The organism is Hydrogenobacter hydrogenophilus, from assembly GCF_900215655.1.
Classification (GTDB): domain Bacteria; phylum Aquificota; class Aquificia; order Aquificales; family Aquificaceae; genus Hydrogenobacter; species Hydrogenobacter hydrogenophilus.
Genome location: NZ_OBEN01000001.1, coordinates 231,362 through 250,391, shown reverse-complemented (window position 1 = coordinate 250,391; position 19,030 = coordinate 231,362). Strand labels below are relative to the sequence as shown.

General features: G+C 41.2%; 18 protein-coding genes. 14 read left to right on the top strand and 4 right to left on the bottom strand.

What is annotated here, in order from left to right; translation table 11 throughout:
- Positions 1 to 12 precede the first annotated feature (12 nt).
- Both CP948_RS01375 and CP948_RS01370 read left to right on the top strand, forming a co-directional pair.
- Complete coding sequence (locus CP948_RS01375; RefSeq protein ID WP_096600311.1) at positions 13 to 1,077, top strand: glycosyltransferase family 4 protein; 1,065 nt, start codon at positions 13 to 15, stop codon at positions 1,075 to 1,077.
- On the top strand, positions 1,041 to 1,997 hold the full coding sequence (locus tag CP948_RS01370; protein ID WP_096600309.1) for a PIG-L deacetylase family protein: 957 nt from the start codon (positions 1,041 to 1,043) through the stop codon (positions 1,995 to 1,997). Before CP948_RS01375 ends, CP948_RS01370 begins: the two co-directional genes overlap by 37 nt.
- Here CP948_RS01370 and CP948_RS01365 read toward each other — a convergent pair.
- The 3 genes from CP948_RS01365 to CP948_RS01355 are packed head-to-tail and all read right to left on the bottom strand — an operon-like array spanning position 1,944 to position 6,300.
- Complete coding sequence (locus tag CP948_RS01365; protein WP_096600307.1) at positions 1,944 to 2,585, bottom strand: hypothetical protein; 642 nt, start codon at positions 2,583 to 2,585, stop codon at positions 1,944 to 1,946. The two genes, CP948_RS01370 and CP948_RS01365, sit on opposite strands and share 54 nt — an antisense overlap.
- Positions 2,582 to 3,628 carry a glycosyltransferase family 4 protein gene (locus CP948_RS01360; RefSeq protein WP_096600305.1) on the bottom strand — a complete coding sequence of 349 codons (1,047 nt, stop codon included), beginning with the start codon at positions 3,626 to 3,628 and terminating at the stop codon, positions 2,582 to 2,584. The genes CP948_RS01365 and CP948_RS01360 overlap by 4 nt, the downstream gene beginning before the upstream one ends.
- Positions 3,625 to 6,300, bottom strand: coding sequence for a glycosyltransferase family 4 protein (locus CP948_RS01355; protein ID WP_096600303.1), 2,676 nt, complete (start codon positions 6,298 to 6,300; stop codon positions 3,625 to 3,627). The genes CP948_RS01360 and CP948_RS01355 overlap by 4 nt, the downstream gene beginning before the upstream one ends.
- A 46-nt stretch (positions 6,301 to 6,346) precedes the next feature.
- Here CP948_RS01355 and CP948_RS01350 point away from each other — a divergent pair, with 46 nt between their 5' ends.
- From CP948_RS01350 to CP948_RS01335, 4 genes are all read left to right on the top strand, one after another.
- On the top strand, positions 6,347 to 7,366 hold the full coding sequence (locus tag CP948_RS01350; RefSeq protein WP_096600301.1) for an aldo/keto reductase: 1,020 nt from the start codon (positions 6,347 to 6,349) through the stop codon (positions 7,364 to 7,366).
- Between the two features lie 95 nt (positions 7,367 to 7,461).
- Complete coding sequence (locus tag CP948_RS01345) at positions 7,462 to 8,661, top strand: chromosomal replication initiator protein DnaA (RefSeq protein WP_096600299.1); 1,200 nt, start codon at positions 7,462 to 7,464, stop codon at positions 8,659 to 8,661.
- A 21-nt stretch (positions 8,662 to 8,682) separates the two neighbouring features.
- The gene (locus tag CP948_RS01340; protein WP_096600297.1) at positions 8,683 to 9,648 is read left to right on the top strand and encodes a cellulose biosynthesis cyclic di-GMP-binding regulatory protein BcsB; all 966 of its coding nucleotides are present in this window, start codon (positions 8,683 to 8,685) and stop codon (positions 9,646 to 9,648) included.
- A gap of 1 nt (position 9,649) precedes the next feature.
- Positions 9,650 to 10,183, top strand: a complete 534-nt coding sequence (locus CP948_RS01335; RefSeq protein ID WP_096600295.1) for a P-loop nucleotide/nucleoside kinase family protein — start codon at positions 9,650 to 9,652, stop codon at positions 10,181 to 10,183.
- Here the strand turns inward: CP948_RS01335 and CP948_RS01330 are convergent.
- Complete coding sequence (locus tag CP948_RS01330) at positions 10,119 to 11,234, bottom strand: S41 family peptidase (RefSeq protein ID WP_096600293.1); 1,116 nt, start codon at positions 11,232 to 11,234, stop codon at positions 10,119 to 10,121. The genes CP948_RS01335 and CP948_RS01330 overlap by 65 nt on opposite strands.
- A 52-nt stretch (positions 11,235 to 11,286) precedes the next feature.
- Here CP948_RS01330 and CP948_RS01325 point away from each other — a divergent pair, with 52 nt between their 5' ends.
- The 8 genes from CP948_RS01325 (at position 11,287) to CP948_RS01290 (ending at position 19,015) form a co-directional block, all read left to right on the top strand.
- Entirely contained in the window at positions 11,287 to 12,165 is an 879-nt protein-coding gene (locus CP948_RS01325) for a ferritin-like domain-containing protein (RefSeq protein ID WP_096600291.1), read from the top strand.
- Positions 12,158 to 12,721: a D-sedoheptulose 7-phosphate isomerase gene (locus CP948_RS01320; protein WP_096600289.1), complete on the top strand. Its 564-nt coding sequence runs from the start codon at positions 12,158 to 12,160 to the stop codon at positions 12,719 to 12,721. Before CP948_RS01325 ends, CP948_RS01320 begins: the two co-directional genes overlap by 8 nt.
- Positions 12,718 to 13,542 (top strand): NAD(+)/NADH kinase, encoded by an 825-nt coding sequence (locus tag CP948_RS01315; RefSeq protein WP_096600287.1) that lies wholly within the window; start codon positions 12,718 to 12,720, stop codon positions 13,540 to 13,542. The genes CP948_RS01320 and CP948_RS01315 overlap by 4 nt, the downstream gene beginning before the upstream one ends.
- Positions 13,533 to 14,285 (top strand): ATP-binding protein, encoded by a 753-nt coding sequence (locus CP948_RS01310; RefSeq protein ID WP_096600285.1) that lies wholly within the window; start codon positions 13,533 to 13,535, stop codon positions 14,283 to 14,285. Before CP948_RS01315 ends, CP948_RS01310 begins: the two co-directional genes overlap by 10 nt.
- The gene (locus CP948_RS01305; protein WP_096600283.1) at positions 14,285 to 14,779 is read left to right on the top strand and encodes a CDP-alcohol phosphatidyltransferase family protein; all 495 of its coding nucleotides are present in this window, start codon (positions 14,285 to 14,287) and stop codon (positions 14,777 to 14,779) included. Before CP948_RS01310 ends, CP948_RS01305 begins: the two co-directional genes overlap by 1 nt.
- A 10-nt stretch (positions 14,780 to 14,789) precedes the next feature.
- Positions 14,790 to 15,938, top strand: coding sequence for an acyl-CoA dehydratase activase-related protein (locus CP948_RS01300; protein WP_096600817.1), 1,149 nt, complete (start codon positions 14,790 to 14,792; stop codon positions 15,936 to 15,938).
- A gap of 80 nt (positions 15,939 to 16,018) precedes the next feature.
- Positions 16,019 to 17,374 (top strand): cell division protein ZapB, encoded by a 1,356-nt coding sequence (locus CP948_RS01295; RefSeq protein ID WP_096600281.1) that lies wholly within the window; start codon positions 16,019 to 16,021, stop codon positions 17,372 to 17,374.
- 12 nt (positions 17,375 to 17,386) lie between these two features.
- Positions 17,387 to 19,015, top strand: coding sequence for a hypothetical protein (locus tag CP948_RS01290; protein WP_096600279.1), 1,629 nt, complete (start codon positions 17,387 to 17,389; stop codon positions 19,013 to 19,015).
- The last annotated feature ends 15 nt before the right edge of the window (positions 19,016 to 19,030 follow it).

Below are 19,030 nucleotides of genomic sequence, written 5' to 3'. Positions count from 1 at the left end.
AATATTTCTGACATGCAGGCAGTTATCCTTAACTTGGTAGATCCTTTCAAATTCAGAGGGGGCATAGAAAGAGTGGTGCTTCATCTTATGGACATGCTAAGCGAAGAGGGTTACAGTATAGAGCTTATACACGCAGACAATAGCCAGAAAATTGGAAGTTATTCTCCTTATTGGGTAGGTAGACAGGCTTACTTTTCAGAAAAAAGCTGGGACTTGGCAATTGTAAATAACTTATCAGGCTTGGGTCTATTCCCTGGAAAAGCAAAAAAAACGGTAGCTATCATACACGGGCTCTATACAGAATTCTTTGAAAACAGGGTGATAAGTGAGGAAGACATACAAGAAATGGGAGTAGATTATTGGGAATACTTAGTAAATAGGTATCTCAACGGTTATCTGGCAGAAGCTTTTGTGCTGAACTCTGCGGACCTTATAATAGCGGTGTGTCAGCGCCTAAAGGAAGCTATACAGCGACAGGTTGAAAAGCACGTAGTAGCCATTCCTAACCCAGTGGATCCCATCTTCCAGCCTATGGACAAGAAAAAGATAAGGGAGATGTATAACATACCAAAGGATGCACTTGTGGGACTCTTTGTGGGTAGGAACGACTACACAAAGGGCTACGACGTATTTAGAGAGCTAGTAAGACACACTTACAAAGATATCCTTTGGGTACAAGCTATATCAAGTGGTAGCTCTGATTCTTATGAGCCTGTGAGAGACATAATTGCTTTCAGAGAAGTGTCATTTGAGGAAATGCCTATCATTTATAACCTTGCAGACTTTTTAGTGTTTCCTTCAAGGTATGAAGGGTTTGCGCTTAGCATATTGGAGGCTCTTGCGTGTGGTATACCGGTGATAACTTCAAAGTCGGTCGTGTCAGAAGAGATCATTGACCTTCTAAATGGCTTTTTGGTAGCAGAGTTAAGCGTAGAAGAGTTTCTTAGGCGAATAGAGGTCATAAAAAAGTACAAAGTCATAAGAGATCACTATAGAGAGTACATCTCCAAAGAAGTGCGCAGGAGGTTTTCTATAGAGCTATGGAAAGAAAGAATGAGAGAAGCACTGTTGTCGTGATAGCTCCACACCCAGATGACGAGGTACTGGGTTGTGGTGGAACGCTTTATAAGCACGCACAGGCGGGGGATGAAGTCTTGCTGTATGTCCTTACAGACGGTTCTAAGTTTCTTGATGGGAACAAGAGGAAAGAGGAGTGTGTAAAAGTTTCCAAAATCTTGGGAATAAGTCATGTGGAATTTTTGGACTTTCCAGACGGAGAGCTAAAAAACCACATACCAAGCCTAAAGTCTGCTTTAGAAGAGCGGATAAAGGACTTCCAGAAGGTTTACGCTCCACATCCCCTTGACCATCACCCAGACCACATAGCCACATCCCTTGCTGTGATCTCCATATTTGAGGAAAAACCCTCCTTTGAACTGCATCTTTACGGTGTTTACAACACTTTTAGGTACAACCAGCTTGTTGATGTGACGGATGTGTGCGAAATAAAGATGAAGGCTTTAAGGGAGTATGCCTACAGCCTGAGCGTGATTGGTCCCGAACTCATGACAAAAAGAGCAGAGGCTTTTATGCGTTTTCCTACCATAAACACTTGCGAAGACAAGCTTTACGAGTTTTTCTTTATGCCAGAAAAGCCCATGACCCTCAGCGAGATCCTCGGGTATCTTACTTACGACCTTTTGTGCCAGGACCCCCACACACAGCTTCTAAAGAAAATAAAGTCCACGGAACATTTGATGCATCTGCTTACTCAGGAAAGAAGCGCGAGGCTCTCTGCTGAACAAACTTTATTGGATCAAAAAGAAGAGTTGGAAAGACTCAGAGGCTGTCAGGAGGAGCTTGACAAACTAAAAGCTTCTGTTTTTTTCAAAGTCTACGACCTATACCACACAAAACTAAAGCCCAAGCTGATCCCGGAAGGCTCACTCAGAGAAGGTCTCTACAAAAGGCTTATAAGTTTCATAAAAGGTGGTTAGTTCTTTCGTAAGCCTCTTGAGAAAGCTCTTTTCAAGCACTTCCCTACCAACATCTATAAAAAACTTCTGCCTGAGCTGGGTCATAAACTTTAAGAAGGGCAGAAAGGCATCTGCGAGCCTTATACCTATAAAGATGTCCCTTAGTAGGTCTTCAGGAGTTGGGCTTGCACTTATGTGCTTCTGCGGAGCTAAGGTTTTTTGTTTGAGAGGGTGCGAAGATAGAACTGCGAGAATATCGTTGAAAGGATGATCCCAGTGCAGAAAGCTCAGAATAGCATCTTCGTAAGAGGTGTAGGTAGGGAAGGGCACATCACCATCCAACAGGGCTATCCCTGGCAGGCGTGCGTGCTCTACCATCTTGTGGTAAGAGTTTGGAGTTATGTAGTATATGATAGCATCAAAATGAGACAGCCAAGTTAAATAAGGTTCTTTTGGTGAGAAGCCTATAGTGTGCAGTCTGCAAATTTGATAAAGCTCTGTGCTAACTTCGTGAGGTATCCACACAGTGAGCTCAGACCAATCTTCCAGAAGCTTAAAAACTGGTATCAGCTTTTTACTCTCCTCCGCACACACAAAGGCTATCCTCACAGCTCCTCCAGAATTTTTTCCACCACTTGCTTCCAAGAAAGGTTCATAGAAAGGACCTTTTGGTAAGCTCTCTCTCCCATCTGCATGGCCATCTGTGGGTTCTGAGCCAGCCTGTCTATGGCTTGCGCTATGTCTGTGGGTGTAGGTTGCACTACAAATCCAGTAATACCATCTTCTATAAACTCTGTAGGCCCACCTGAGTCTATACAGGTTATAACAGCCTTTTTGGAGAACATGGCCTCAAGAGCAACATAACCGTAGTCCTCTTCAGCTGTAGGGAAAAGAACAGCTAAACATCGTGAATACAGGTCTATCTTTTCCTCATCGCTCACCTCTCCAAGATAAACCACCCTATCCTCCAAGCCTCTCAACCTCTGTAAAAACTCCTCAAGTATCCATGGGCTATCTGGCCTTCCACACACCACAAGTTTTATATTACTTCTTACATACTTCATAGCCTCAATAGCCAAGTAGTGCCTTTTGAGTGGGCTTATCCTACTTGGAAAGAAGATAAAGTTCTGGTACTCCTTACAGTGAAGATTTTCTGTGTTTGGTGGTGGATGGTACAGCACCTCTCCTTCAAGTCCCAAGTACTTTTTAATCCTTTCGTTCATAGTTTTTGAGACTACGAAGAGCTTCTTTGCATTCTTTAGATGTTTTCTGTCCATCTGTAGTATGAACTCCCTGACTGCGTATCCGCTTGGGTTTCGTGGAAGGTCTAAGTAAGGCCTGTCCCACAGCTCGTGAGCGCCCTTGTAAGGATGTATTAGCCACACCACTTTGTTAGGATGGTCTATGTAGTAGTTGGGAAATCTCATGGTTATTAGCAGGTCCACCTTCCTACCTGTTACCTCCTCAAGGTCCATGATCCTCGCTATAAAAGCCTGCTTTATAAGATTCTCTATAGGATAGGATTTGAAGGGTATTCTTAGAATTTCCACAGTGTGTCCCATTTGTGTAAGAGCTTTTTTTAAATTCTCAGCATGCCTTTCTGCACCACCTTCCATAAAAGGCACATGATTCTCTACAATAAGCACATTCATGTTATCAACCTGTATATCTTTTTTGCTAACCTTTCCATCAAAGGATGTTTTTTAAAGAACATCTTGTTTTTCAATCCTATTTCTATAAGCTTACCCCTCAACCCCTCAAGTTTATACTCCCTGTAGCACAGGATGGTGTCTGTATGGATCCATCTTAAGGCTCCTTCTTTTAAAAATTCCTTTTGTAAATCCTTCTTGATTATGGTAGGCAACCACTTATAAGCCTGTGAAGAGTCCTCTAAGAAGGGTCTCATGAGAGGATCCACGCTATAAACATCAAGATAATTAAAGGATATTAAGTGATATTTATCTTCGTACTCACTTAGGACCGCATAAAAAACCTCATCAAAATCGTCTGTGCGCTTATAGCCTTCTGGAAGGATCACTTGATAATCGGACAATACTTTATACTTACAAGGCTTTGTTTTAGAGAAATTTAGCCCTATGGCTTTTCTTATAATAGGTAGCATGCGCACAAGTGTATCTTCTGCTTTGCTTCTTGAGAAGTGTTTCCTGACATAAGATAGCCCTTTATTGGCAAGTTCTTTTCTTTTTTCTTCATCCTTTATGAGTTCTACGATAGCCTGTGCAAAATCTTCGGGGCTGTCTGCTACAACTATTCCAGAGTTTCCTAAATCTACAAACCCTTCTGCACCTAAGGAAGTTGTCACTACAGGCACACCGTATTCAAGACTGTTTAATATTTTACCCTTAATACCTGAACCGGAGATCAACGGTGCTACAGATAACTTGTGTTTTCTTATCTCCTCTCCTATGTTCTTCACCCAACCTACCAAATGAACTTTCTTTTCGTAGATTTTTAATAAACTCTTGTCTTCTACTATGCGATCTAACATCAACTCATTTGTCTTATCTCCTATGGCGTAGAATTCTATCTCTGGGTCTCTTTGAAGTACCAAGGGGTATATTTTGTTCAAAAAGTACTTTATAGCAAGCAGGTTGTTAGGGTTAAGGGTGCTTCCTATGAAGCACACGCTTTTCTTCTGCCCGTTCGCAGGATTATCTGTTGGATAGTGTATGTTTGATATTATAAAAGTTTTATCAACATCTACGGAAAACTCTTTTACCACAAAATCCCTTTCTTCCTCAGATACAAAAATGACCACATCAGATAATGAATAAAGCTCTTTCTCTACACTATACACCGCTTTTATCTCATCTTCTGTGATCTCTATTCCTGCATCTTTCCATCTTAGCATGTGCTTGTATATACTGTCCATGATGTCAAAGATTACTGGTATGTTATAAACAAGCTTAGCTCTTCTTGCTAAATTTAGAGCTTTTCTAAGTCTTTCCAGTTCCCAAGTTTCTGTTATCCACAGAAGATCGTGATCTCTTATAGAGGTAAGGTGAGTGTATATGGGTATTAATATGTGAAAATTTTCGTAAGATTTATGCAAATCTTCCACTTCTGGTTCTACACCGTTTATAAAAAACCCGTGAGTATAAGTTATCTTCGCTCCTTTCTCAAGAAGTATTTTTAGTATTTCGTACTCCCTATTGCAAGAGGAGGTTTTTGATGGCATCAGGGGTACTTCTGTGTAGTAGAGTATCTTGAGGTCTTTGTAAGTAATACTGCTTACCCTTTCTTTTTGCGGAGGAACAGAAAGTATATAATCTTCAAGCTTTTTAATCTGCTTTTCAAAAGAGAAATTTTCCTTTATAAACTCTACTGCTCTTTGGGACATGGCTTTTAACCTTTCTTTATCTTCAAGGGCTTCTTTTATGGTCTTTACAAGGTTATCCACGCTCAGGGGTTCTACCAAAAAGCCCGTCTGTCCATCCAAAAAAGTCTCTGGTAGTCCTCCGCTCTTAGTTCCTATAACAGGACAACCACAAGCCTGTGCCTCTAAAGAAGACCTTGGTAAGGATTCTTGATAAAGCTCAGGTACTGTGGGTATAATGCACAGAGCAGACTCACTGTAAGCCTTTATAAGTTCTTCCTTACCCACTTTGCCGTGAAAAAATACCCTTAACGCGTCTGCATGTTTTTTTACGTCTTGAGCCATACCCCATAAACTTGCGTCTCCGTATATATGGAGTTCCAAATGTGGTATAAGGTTGTTCAACTTTTTGAATGCTTCAAAAAGCAAGTCTATTCCTTTTTCCTTAGTAGTTGCTCCTGCAAACATTATCTTATTCATGTTTCTTTCTGATAGAGGTCTATAGGTATGTGTATCTATCCCGTATGGTATCTTTTTAAGCTTTTCTTCCTTTATACCCCAGCGCAGGTAAGCATCCTTTTGGTAATCTGAGAGACATATAACCCCGTCAAAGTACTTGTTTATAAAGTGTGGTCCAGCCCTGTGTTCTATAAAGCGCGTATCCTGAGGTAGTAAAAAGAACCTCTTTATGTTTTCAAAGCTTAAGAGGGTCTTTGCTGGATAGGCATGCACGCATATACACGCATCAAACTCCTTATCTTTATATTCCTTGAAAACCTCATAAAGATTATAGTCCTCACCGTAGTCTATAAACCTAACCCCATCTACTATCTGATTACCTCTTGGAAGATATCCAAAAAAGTAAACTTCCCAGCCAGCTTTTGCAAGCCCAACAGCTGTGTCCACGCTTACTGTTTCTGCACCACCAAGGACACCCTTTGGATCAACAGGGAAAAACTTGTGTACAAAAATTAACCTACCTTTCATACTTTTTAAATCTCATTATATCACCAATAGTCTTAAAATGATCCGTATGAAGAGTTTTTTAGACCTTAAACTTTCAGAGCTGGGAATTGGTACTTATCTTGGTGAGCTAGACCAGAATACTTCCGAAGGTTACAGGCGGGTTATAAAGTCTGCGTATATTGATTACGGAATAAACGTGGTGGACACCGCTATCGTTTACAGATACATGAAGAGTGAGAGGGATGTGGGCGCAGTTCTGAAAGAAGTAGGAAGGGGTAGATTCATAGTTTCTACAAAAGGAGGTTATGTACCCTACGATGCAGACTCAGGTATAGACCCAAAAGACTACTTTTACGAAAACTTTATTAACAATGGTTTGATAAAACTTGATGAGATGACACCCCAAGGACACTACCTATCTGCCAAGTTTATAGAGTGGTGTTTAAATAAAAGTTTAGATAATATGCAAACCAATTATGTGGATGTGTATTTTCTTCACAATCCGGAAGAACAGCTAAATTTCTTTAGCAGAGAGATTTTTGAAAGAAAGCTTATAGAGTGCTTTGAGTTTCTGGAAAGTAAAGTGAAGGAAGGCAAGGTCAGATATTACGGACTTGCTACATGGAGCGGTTTTAGGGTGTCTCCCACAAGTAGGCAGTATCTTAACCTTTCACAAATAGTAGATTTAGCCCGTCAGGTAGCGGGAGAAGACCACCACCTTAGGTTCATACAACTACCCTACAGTCTTGGAATGCCAGAAGCTTATACTCTTAAAAACCAAGAGCTAAAGGGCAAAAAGCTATCTACCTTAGAAGCTTGCAACGAGCTTGGCATATACGTATATACAAGTGCAAGTATATACCAAGGTAGAGTTATAGGTAGGGTTCCACAGGCTCTTAAAGAAAAGCTTGGGGTAAATTCAGATGTACTTGCAAGTCTTCAATTTGTCCTGAGCACCCCGGGCGTAGGTACCGCACTTGTAGGCATGAGCAAACCAGAACACCTCAAAGAAAACGCTCAGATACTGAGTATAAAGAGGCTATCTCCGGAGGACTTTGCAAGCCTGTTTGTAAGATTTTCTCAGTAGAAAGATAACTTTTAAAACCACACCCAAGACTCTGTAGATACGCACTTTTTTGTGCTTTATGTTTTGAATATCTGCCTTAAGATAAGTAGTAAAACATGGAGAGGCAGGACTTCCTATTCTTTATTGAGCAAACGGACAAGTTTGCGGTGGGTATATTTCGCCAGTTCAAGATAAAGGAGGAAAAAGATAGCGTTATACTTATAGCACCTACTATAGCTTACAAAAGGTGGGCAATAGAGTATATTAGAAGCAGGCTTAGTAATTACACAAAAAGGATTGAAGTAAGGAGCGTAGAAGATAAAGAAGAAAGTACTTATGAGTATCAAAGCGGTTTGATAGAAAAGTATCGTTTTGAAAACTTCGTAGTAGGGAAAGCTAACGAGCTTGTCTATAAGGTGTGTCTTCAGGTGGGGCAGTATCCGGGTGTATCTTACAATCCTCTGTTCATATATGGTAGCGTAGGACTTGGAAAGACACACCTTCTGCATGCCATAGGCAACAAAGCAATGGAGTATGGTTATAGGGCTTTATACTCTCCCGTCAGCGATTTTTCTGAGGAGATGATAGCTTACCTAAAGAAGGGACAGATAGACACCTTTAGGAATAAGTACTCAAACGTTGATGTGCTTCTCCTTGACGATGTGCAGTTCCTCAGCGGAAAAGAAAGAACCCAGATAGAACTTTTTAAGATCTTTGAGGCTATGTACACAAGGGATAAGCAGATAGTTTTGGTAAGCGATAGACATCCTAAAGACCTAAAAGACATATCTGACAGGCTCATAAGTAGGTTTGAAAGTGGCCTTGTGATAGAGATAGGTCTGGACGATGAGACCAAGCTCTCCATCATAAAACAAAAGATGATCCTCTACGGCATGCCCCTTGACCAAAAGTTAATAAACTATGTCTTTGAGAACACTGGCTACAACGTAAGAGAAATAGAAGGTGCTATAAAAACCTTAAAAGTAGTTGGCATGAAAAACACTTCAAAGGAAAAAAATACCAAAGACATAAAGTTTGTGGTGGAGTTTACCGCAAGGCATTTCAAACTAAAACCCGAAGACCTCAAAAGAGAAAGCAAAGAAAGGAGGATCATAAACGCAAGACAGATAGCTATGTATCTTTGTAAAGTGGTTTTAAACGCTTCCTACGTAGAAATAAGCAGGTACTTTGGTAAAAAAGACCACACTTCAGCTATTTATGCGGTGAAAAAAGTAGAAGAAAAGATAAAAGAAGACAGAAAATTTAAGTATATGCTCACCTTTCTTGAAAAACAACTCAAAAAGGAACTGCTATAATAGAAAATAGGAGGCAAAAACATGAAGCTTTTGGCTATGTTTGGACTTGTAAGCGTTGCCATGGCTCAACCTCTCATAAAGCCTGATTTTGCGGACAGATTGTTTCCCTACATAACCTACTCAAGCGTATGGTCTGGCACTCCTGCATCTCTTACAGATGTGGCAGTACCCCATGTCCTCATAGTGTATGGAGAAAAGGAAGACCCCCGTGTGGTGGCACAAGCAGGAAAGATAGCCTACTACTTGGGACAGTGGACGGATGATATAGGCTTTGGAGTAGAAGAGGTAAAGGCATCCAAGATACCCCCTCTTTTAGTAAGTGATAGCCAGCTCAAAAACATGAACTACAAGAACATCATAGTAGTAGGAACAAACAACCAAGTGGTAAAAGACCTGGGACTCTCTTTTGATAAGCCTACCATACAGGTTGTTCAAAAGGACGGTAGAAACATAATGGTAGTGGGTGGAAAGAATGTAGAGGACGTAATAAAGGCAAGTGAGTATCTATCAGATGTGAGGCTCAATTTCAAGGCAGGTGCTTATAGAACTTTCTTCTCCTTTGTGGCTCTAAGGGGCTACATAGAAAAGGGAGAGTTTGACGCCGCTTACAGGTTGGTAAAGAGTCCTACCGGACTTTCTGCCTGCGGAAAGAACATGTCCCTGGCAGCTCCCATGGTGGCAAACTGGAGCGAAGATGTAAAGAATGTGGTAAAAACGAGAAACGCCATACTTTACTCTGAAATACCCAAGGCTTTGCAAGAAAAAGATAAAGAAAAAGCTATCCAACTTTGGCAGAAAGCCATGCTTACCTGCTACCAGTGTCATCAGGGTATAGGTATACCACAGATGAGGAAGTTTAAACCCCTTGAGGAGATACACTCCAAGCACCAAAGGATAGCGGAGAGCTTTGGACTGGTGAAGGTGGCAGATGGTCAAAAGTCTTGCATAGCCTGTCATAGAGGAGAAACCCAGATAAGGGGTTATTAAAGTGATAGTGGTAATCATGGGTCTCTCTGGAAGTGGAAAGTCCTTTGTTGCACGCATACTCCACGAAGAGTTTGGCTTTGAATGGATAAGAAGCGATGCTATAAGGAAAGAACTTGCAGGTGTCTATGAGCGCATAAAAGTGGGTTTTGGAGAAGGTATATATTCCGAAGATTGGACTAAAAGGGTATATGAGGAAATGATAAACAGGGCAAAGGTGTTAAAAGATGCGGGAAGGCATGTGGTAATAGATGCTACCTTCTTGAAAAAGTGGCAAAGGGATATGGTAAAGGAACAACTGGGTGATGTGCTGTTTTTGATGACTGTTGCAGATGAGGAAGAAATAAAGAAAAGGCTTTCTCAAAGGGAGGACATATCAGACGCAGACTGGAACATATACCTAAGACAAAAGGAAGTTTTTGAACCACCAGAGGACATTACCACAATAAACACCCAAAAAGACAGAGAAGAGATCAAGGCTGAGCTAAGGAAGGTTCTTCAAAGATACGGTTTAGAAGACAGTCCAAAGCCATACTGAGTCCTTCATCGTTCTTTGCTTTTATCACACAATCGGGTAGTATACCCACATCGCTCGTTATGTTATCTCCGCTGGGGAGTTTCATCGCAAAAGTGACAAGCCTGAGCACTCTACCGCAGTCATCTAATTTATACATATTGCTACCTACATACTTGCCTACCGTAAGCTCGCCTGCAATAACAGCTTTATCGTAGACTCTGAGTAAAACGGTCAAAAGCTCAGCAGCAGATGCGGTCCATCTGTTGACAAAGACAAGCACAGGTTTTTTAAAGAGGGGCTCTCCATCTTTAAATGGATACACATCAGGCACTCTGTTTCTACCTTCTAAGTAAAACATCACACCTTTTCCTCTTATGAACATGTCCGCTATGCTTTTGGCAACTGAGATAAGACCACCACCGTTGTCTCTGAGGTCAAGCAAAAGCGCATCAACATCTTGAGAGTTTAAAAATTCCAAAGCTTTTCTGAACTCCTCTACTGCAGGAGTTGTAAAGTTTGTCAGAGCTATGTATCCAATCTTTTTGTGGTCCAAGAGTATGATCCTAACTTCTTCCACGGGAGGTACAGAAAACTCACCTTTGACAATGTGGAACTCCTTAAGACTTTCCTGTCTTTTTACTGTTATATTTACGATGCCCCCTACAGGCACGCTCCTTATGGTCTGGCTCCAAAGATTTTTGTCCTTTACCCCATTTATAGAAAGGATCACATCACCTTCTTTAAGTCCGCTTCTTTCTGCTGGAGAGTCTTTGAACACCCTTTTTATAGTGCCTTCGTCATCCCACCTTATACCTATACCAAACATTTTAGCCTTGGAGTACCAAAGCCTATCCTCTTCTATATTGGTTATAGCAGTCCATCTATCACCTTTACTTCTCAGGTAAGTTATAGCTTCGTCAAGACTACCCCATTCTACGCCATCTACCTTCTCCTTCCACAGGTAATGCTCGCTTATGATCTCTTTTAGCTTACTAAGAGCTTCTTTTGAACATGAATCCTGAGCGTAAGATATGTGCAAGATAAGTACCAAGACAAGAATAGGGATACTCATAAACTGGTAAAATTATACCATGCTATAATGTCTTTCAAGTGAGGTGAAGAGTATGAATAAGAAAGAGCTTATTAACCTTCTTCTTTATGATGTGGCTCTTGAGCACTCTGCCATAGTTCAGTATCTTTACCACATATTCCTGATAACGGATAAGAACATAACGGAAGAGGTGGAATCTATAGCAAGACAGGAGATGAGGCATCTCAAGTGGTTTGCACAAAAGGTAGTAAAGCTGGGCGGTCAGGTAGTGCTTGACAGACTCGAAGATATGATAGTGATAGGTGGTCCCGATTGGGCGGATATGATGGCAAAAGATATAGATGCGGAACAGATGGCTATAGATACCTACACCAAACAGCTTGAAATAGTTAAAGATGATGAGATAAAGAGGCTTTTGGAAAGAGTCATAAAGGACGAAGAGGACCACAAGATAGAGTTTACAGAACTTATGGAGCTTGCAAAAGAGTCCGTTATGTTAGAAGGTGAAAAAAAGGCAGACCCTCAAACCCTACAAGTCCTAAACAAGTTTCTTAAAGAGGAGTACCAAACCATAATAAACTATCTGTATCAGTTTTTTCACACAAAAGACTGCACTTACAAGGACATAATGCTTGATCTGGCTATAGAAAGTATGACTCACATGGGAAAGATAGGTGAAAAGATAGGTGAGCTTGGTGGTATGCCAGATATAAATACAGACTTATCACCAAAACCACTGAAAAAGTTAGAAGAGCAGGTAAAACAAGAAATAGAATACGAAAAGTCTACTGGTAAGGACTACAACGAGGAGATGCAAAAGGTAAAAGACCCAGAAGTACAAAGACTCCTTAGATTCATAGAGAATCAAGAGGAGTATCACAAGCACATGCTTTCAGAGTTTTTCAAAACTATGAGGAGGCTTACAGTTGGAAACCTCAAAAAGGATGATTGAGCTGGTGATAAACTCCTTCAGAGAAAGCGCTGATGTTAAGCTGGCTTTTGTGGAAACCTATGCACAACAGATAGTGGAGGTGGGTCAGATCATAGCACAGGCTTTAAAGGATGGTAATAAGCTTCTACTTTTTGGGAATGGAGGAAGCGCAGCAGATGCACAACACATAGCAGGTGAAATAGTAGGCAGGTTTAAAAAGGAGAGAAAGGCTCTACCTGCCATAGCTCTCACTACAGATACCTCTATACTTACCGCTGTTGGAAACGATTATGGTTTTGAGTCGGTGTTTGAAAGGCAGATAGAAGCTCTTTGCATGCCCGGAGATGTGGTCATAGGTATAACCACATCAGGAGACTCTCCCAATGTGGTAAGAGGTATAGCAAAGGCACACGACCTTGGAGCTACAACTATCGCTTTCACAGGCAAAGGTGGTGGGAAGGTAGTCCAGATAGCTCACTATAGTTTTGTAGTACCTTCTTACGAAACACCAAGAATACAGGAGTGTCATATAACCTTAGGTCACGTGCTTTGTGAGATTATAGACGCACTCTTATGAAAAAAGTACTTCTTTTTGTAAAGGACAGTCAGAGCGCCATAGAGACTGCAAAGAAGATACAGAAACACCTCATTGATAGGAAGGTATCCACAGATATTTACATAAACCGTAGAGGTGTAAAGCCCAAGATAGATATCAAAGGCAGAGACCTACTTCTTGTGGTGGGTGGGGATGGTACTTTTTTGGCAGGAGCAAGAACTGTAGCCAAGTACCAAATACCCATCTTGGGTATAAATGAAGGAAGATTTGGATTTCTAACGGAGGTAGAAAAGGAGTATGCCTTTGAAGTGCTTGATATGGTGCTAAAAGGTCAGATAAAGTATCAGAAAAGAGTTATGATCTCTGCATACCTGAAAAGATACAAAACCCTGCGCTTTTTGGGAGATTATCTTAATGATGTAGTGGTTTCAAAAAGCAACATAGCACGCATGCTTGAGCTTGATGTTTATACCATGGGAGAATTTATGATGAGAGTTTATGGAGATGGAGTTATAGTATCAACACCTACAGGTTCAACTGCTTACGCTCTATCCGCTGGAGGACCTATCCTTTATCCCCTTTCAGAAAACCTTCTCTTTGTACCCATCTGTCCTCACACCCTTTCCAACAGACCCGTCATACTTCCAAGCAATTTTGAGATAAGGCTAGTAAATCTCTCACCCGATGGCATGGCGTACCTGACCATGGACGGACAGGAAGGCATGGCACTAAAAAAATACGATCAGATAATAGTTAAAAAGTCAAAGCATTACTGCCTTATGTATCCAAACCCAAAAAGGAGTTTTTTTGAAATACTAAAGGAGAAGCTAAAATGGGGCTAAACTTTGACAGCTTTTTTGCCTTTCGCTTTAAGGACGGTAAAATTCAACCTATAGAAAAGGTGCATATTCCAAACTTTGAAGAACTGCTTCACATAGACAGACAGAAAGAGGCTCTAAGAAAAAACACCCTCAAGCTGGTAAAGGGTCTTCCTGCTCACGATGTGCTTCTGTGGGGAGACAGAGGCACAGGGAAGTCTTCCCTCGTTAAGTCTATGCTTGGGCTTTACGGTTCTGAAGGGCTAAGAATAGTTCAGGTGTATCAGATGGACATTATTCACCTCTCTGAACTATACCATATGATAAGAAGCACGCAAAATAAGTTTATCATCTTCTTTGACGACCTTTCCTTTGAAGAGGGGGACCCTCAGGTAAATATCTTAAAATCCCTACTGGACGGAGATGTGGAAGAGAGACCTGCCAACGCAGTGGTGTATGTCACCTCCAACAGAAGGAACTTGCTTCACGAAATAGAAAAGGCTCATAAGTTTCCCGAAGAGGATCGTATCCAAACTCTCTCCCTTGTGGAGAGGTTTGGCTTAAGGCTGGGCTTTTTCTCCATAGGAAAGCAGGAGTATCTGGACATAGTAAAAAGCTACGCGGTAAGAAGAAACCTAAACATTCAAGAAGAACTGCTTTTTAGTATGGCTCTTGAGTGGGCAAAGGAAAGATACGGCTTTTCAGGAAGGTCTGCATATCAGTTTATAAGATACCTTGAAGGGGAGCTAATGTTAAAATCTTTGTGATGGCTAACCTAATAACTCTTTTTAGATTTTTTCTAACATTTCCCACTTTTTATGCAGTCCTTGAAGGCTACGAAAGGTTCTCTTCTGCTCTAATACTTTTAGGAGCTTTGTCTGATCTCCTTGATGGCAATTTAGCCAGAAGGGGTAGAGAAAAAAGCAGGTGGGGTGCTTTGCTTGACCCTATGGTGGATAAGGTCTTTTTCTTGTCTGTGCTTTCCGCTTTTCTGTATGTACAAAAAGTTCATCCTTTGAGCTTTGTCCTTTTGCTCGTTAGAGAGCTTATCCTTTCCTTCCTAAGGAGCGTTTCTGTAGAAAAGGGCTATATGATGCAGGCATCATACCTTGGTAAAACTAAGGCTTTCTTTGAGTTTTTAAGCCTGTTCCTCCTGTCTTTGGGAAGTTCTGCAGGAAACTTGGCACTTTGGATCGCGGTGATCTTTGCCTACATCTCCATGTGGGATTACATACTCAAATACATAACCTTTGAAAAATAACTATAAATTTATGATCATGCTAAGAATACTCAGAAGGAATACAAAAACAGCTAATAGAGATAGGTCTAACATAAAGGTAGGCATTCCCAAGTTTTTGAACATATGGAGCACACACCAGTTCTGGGTTGGTTTTTTTGAAAAGCTCGGTGTTAAGGTGATCTTTAGCTCGGACACTTCCGAAGAGCAATACAGACAGTATGGTAAAGGAAGGATAACTATGGACAGTTGCTTTCCCGTAAAGGCATTGGCAGGACACATAGGCGAGCTTCTTACAAAAGAAGTGGACATCATCTTTGTACCTATGATATACTCCCTTCCTTCCTTTCTAAAAGGGCATGTGCTTGATACTCTTAGCTGTACAAGGGTTATGATGGCTCCAGAGAACATAAAGGCAGGATTCACAAAAGAGAGAGACGAGTTTCTCTCTAAGGGTATAAAGTACGTATCACCCTTTATCACTTTTGGTGAACCTGAGCTTCTTCCCAAACAGCTCTACGAGTCTTTAAAATCAGTTATTGATGTATCTTATCAAGAGGTAGTCGATGCTGTTTTGTATGGACTTAAGTCTCTTGAGGAGTTTGATGCTTATGCAAGAAGCAAGAGCCTTGAGATAATAAGGTGGTGCGTCAAAGAGAATAGACCAGCCATCTTGGTTCTTGCAAGACCTTATCACATGGACCCAGGTATAGGACACGAGATAGATGCGGAGTTTCAAACTTATGGATATCCAGTGCTTTGGTATAATTACTTACCTTTAGAAAATTGGCTATTGGACTGGCTTTTTGGTCAGGATGTCAAAGCTGGCATTATAAAAAGCTATTTGGACATATCAGATGTGTGGACATCTTCGTACAGCTCAAACACTAACGAGATCATATGGGCTGCCAAGTTTGCCAGTAGGTTTCCGTGGATAACGGGAGTTATAAGGCTTTCCAGTTATGAGTGTGGTATGGATCAACCCACCTACACACCCGTGCAAAAGATCGTTGAAAGCAGAGGTACACTTTTCTTCAAATTCGGAGAACTTGATGAAACAAAACCCGCTGGAAGTATAAAAATAAGAGTGGAAACCATAGCGTACTACTTGGAAAAGTATTCTACGGACATAATACAAAGAAAACTCAAAAAATTACCCCCAGTCCCTAAGGAACTCCTTTAAGTGATCTTTGTCATATTGACATCAGGTTTCAATTTTTGTAATATCGTTGATATTAAATCTCAATACAGGAGGTATAGAGAATGAAGAAGGCACTTCTGATTTCAGCCCTCTTTTCTACAATAGCTGTAGCACAGCCTACCGAGGAAAAAATAAGACAATTAGAAGAGCAGATAAGGACTCTTCAGCAGGAAATTCAGAAGCTAAAAGAAGAACAAAAGAAAACTGAGGAAGTTAGGCAGGAAACAGATGTGCTCAAAGAAGAGATAAGAAAGCTTAGGCTTGAAATAGCGATGCCTCAACTTGAAATCAAGTCTTATTCTGGATTGGGACCTGCCGCGTCCAAGGCACTATTTAATCCTAAGGGTGTTTCCATAGGCGGGTATGGAGAGATCCACTTTCTTCACAATCCTGATAAAAAGCCCAAGAATACAGTGGATGCCAAAAGGTTAATACTTTACTTTGGTTATGCCTTCAACGAAAAGCTAAAGTTTAATTCAGAAATTGAGTGGGAGCACGCTTTTGTCGAGGGGGAAGAAGAAAGTGGTGAGACTGCAGTGGAATTTGCCTTTATAGATTACAGCTTTAACGAAAAGTTAGGATTGAGAGGCGGTCTTATTCTTATTCCTGTAGGGATCATCAACGAGTATCACGAGCCTCCTACCTTTCCCAGTGTGGACAGGCCTTTTCTTGAAAGGAACATAATACCTACAACTTGGCGCGAGCTTGGTTTTGGAGCTTACGGAAAGTTAGAGAAACTTGAGTACAGAGCTTACATCACCAACGGCCTAAAACCCAATGAGGAAGCCGGAGAAAAAGTTGAGAATGGACAGCTTTTGCAAGGCTTTAAACAGAAAGGCTTCAAAGCGGTCTCTGATCAGATAGCCTTTTCTGGAAGGTTTGATTATAACCTTCCGTATAACTTAAAAGTAGGAGTGAGTGGATTTTTTGGTGGTGTGCAGGACGAAAAAGGTAAAAAGCTTGGAAATCTAAATCTTCTTTCACCTCACCTTTGGTGGCAGTATGGTGGATGGGATGTGAGGTTTGTGGGAGCATACGGAACTACTTCTGGAGCGGATAAGATATCTCAAGAGATAAGTACAAACCCAGCATGCCAACTTGGTGATACAGCTAAGTGTACCACATTTCCCAAAAAGTTTTACGGCTTTTATACTCAGTTAGCTTACGATGTATTTAGATTTCTGAAGATCTCGGACCAACAGCTTTATGTGTTTGGTATTTACGAAAACTACAACACGCACGCAAGCGTGCCAGATGGCTTTGAAAAACCTTCAGGACGTAAGGTGCAGGTTTTTAATGTGGGTATTTCTTACAAGCCTCACCCACTTGTAGCACTAAAGGCAGACTATGTGCGCTTTTCACCAAAAGATGCCAAAAAGCAAAACATCTACAGATTAGCTCTTGGATGGATGTTTTAGGGAGGAGGTTTCATGAAGAGGGTTTTTCTACTTTCTGCACTTTTCCTTTATGCGTGTGGGGGAGGAGGGGGTAAAGAAGAGATTACGAATTTTACCAACCCTGAGCCTAACATACCCCTTGAGTGCTATACGGATACAGGTATAGTCAGATACAGTAGGGCTATAGCAAACCCGTGTTATGTGTGCCACACTCAGGCAAACACACCCTATGCCAACGAAAAGACAGACTTTGATCTGACGCTCAAGTACTCTTTTCCAAGAGAAATACTGAAGTTAGGTAATCCTTGGCTAAACGCCACAAGACCTGACCTTACCCTTGCTGGTATTCCTATGCCTTCTGATGCACAAGTGCAAAGCTACATAAGACAGGACAACTGGATGGCGGCTTATCAGAAGAGGGGAGAAGGAGATCTCAAGTACTTTCCTGACCTTCCACCCATATATACATACAGCGGTGGAGCTTATCAGCTTGTTAATATAGACAGTGAAGGTTTTGTAGGTAGCACGGGATGGCGAGTCTTCAAGTGGAAACCTTTTCCGGGCTTTTTCCCCACCAACGGCAGAATAGATTCCACCTTTATAAGGCTTGACAGACCTTTCAGAGAAAAAGGAGGGAACTTTGACAAAGCCACTTACAAGAAAAACTTAGCCATAGTTGAGTGTGCCATAAAAGGAGTTAGTCCGGGTAATCTGTGTAGTGATACAGAGGTAGGAGACTTCATCATGCCGGATCGGTACGAGGGAGACGCAAGTAGTGTGCCCGTCATAACTTACCAATACCCACCCGGAACAGAATTTGCTCATCCCATCTACTATCTTGACCCTCAAAACACCATATCCTTCAAATCTCTTAGGATAAGGGAAATGAGGTATATGAGGAAATTAGCTTACGCAGAAAAAAGGAAAGAGCAGGAAGAGGAAGAAGAAGGCTTTTTCTGGGATAAAGGGGCTGTTTTTAATGCGAGCAAAAACTGGCTTATGGTGGGATTTATAGAGGACAAAGACGGAAAGCTACGACCTCAAAATGCTCAGGAAATGAAGTTTTGCATAGCGTGTCATGGGTCTATAGGTGGAAGTGTGGATGCCACTTTTACTTACTGGCGTAAGGTGCCAGGAGCAAAAGGATGGATGGAGCAGGATTACAACCTTGTAGTAAAAAACATAAAAGACTGGACTTACGCAAGCTTAGAAGGAAACATAGGACCTGAAATTAAAAGGATTTTACCTTTTGTAAAGGGAGAGTATCAGCTCTACTTTTCAATGACCAACGGAGGAGATCACTTCAGAAGCAACCAAGAGATACTCCCAAGGATAAGCAAAGATATTAACAAAATATCCCTCATACTTTCACCCCAGGACAACATTATCACAAACCCAAACCTTATAAACTATCTGGATGATGAAGGCTATATAAAGCCTGAGCTTTTTCTTCCTTCACCTGAACGTGCATACGGTATAGACAAACAGTACATGAGAGTGGTAAGTGCTCAAGGGTTCATCTTTGGAAGGGATGTTTTTGATAGACCCTTTGGCATTTCATCTGGTGGAAACTCTTTAGAAAGACTTGATGCGGTAGAAAGCACTGGAATAAAGGAAGCTGGCATATGGGCAATCATAAAGACTATTCTGTTCTTAAAGTAGGGATTAAAATATGTT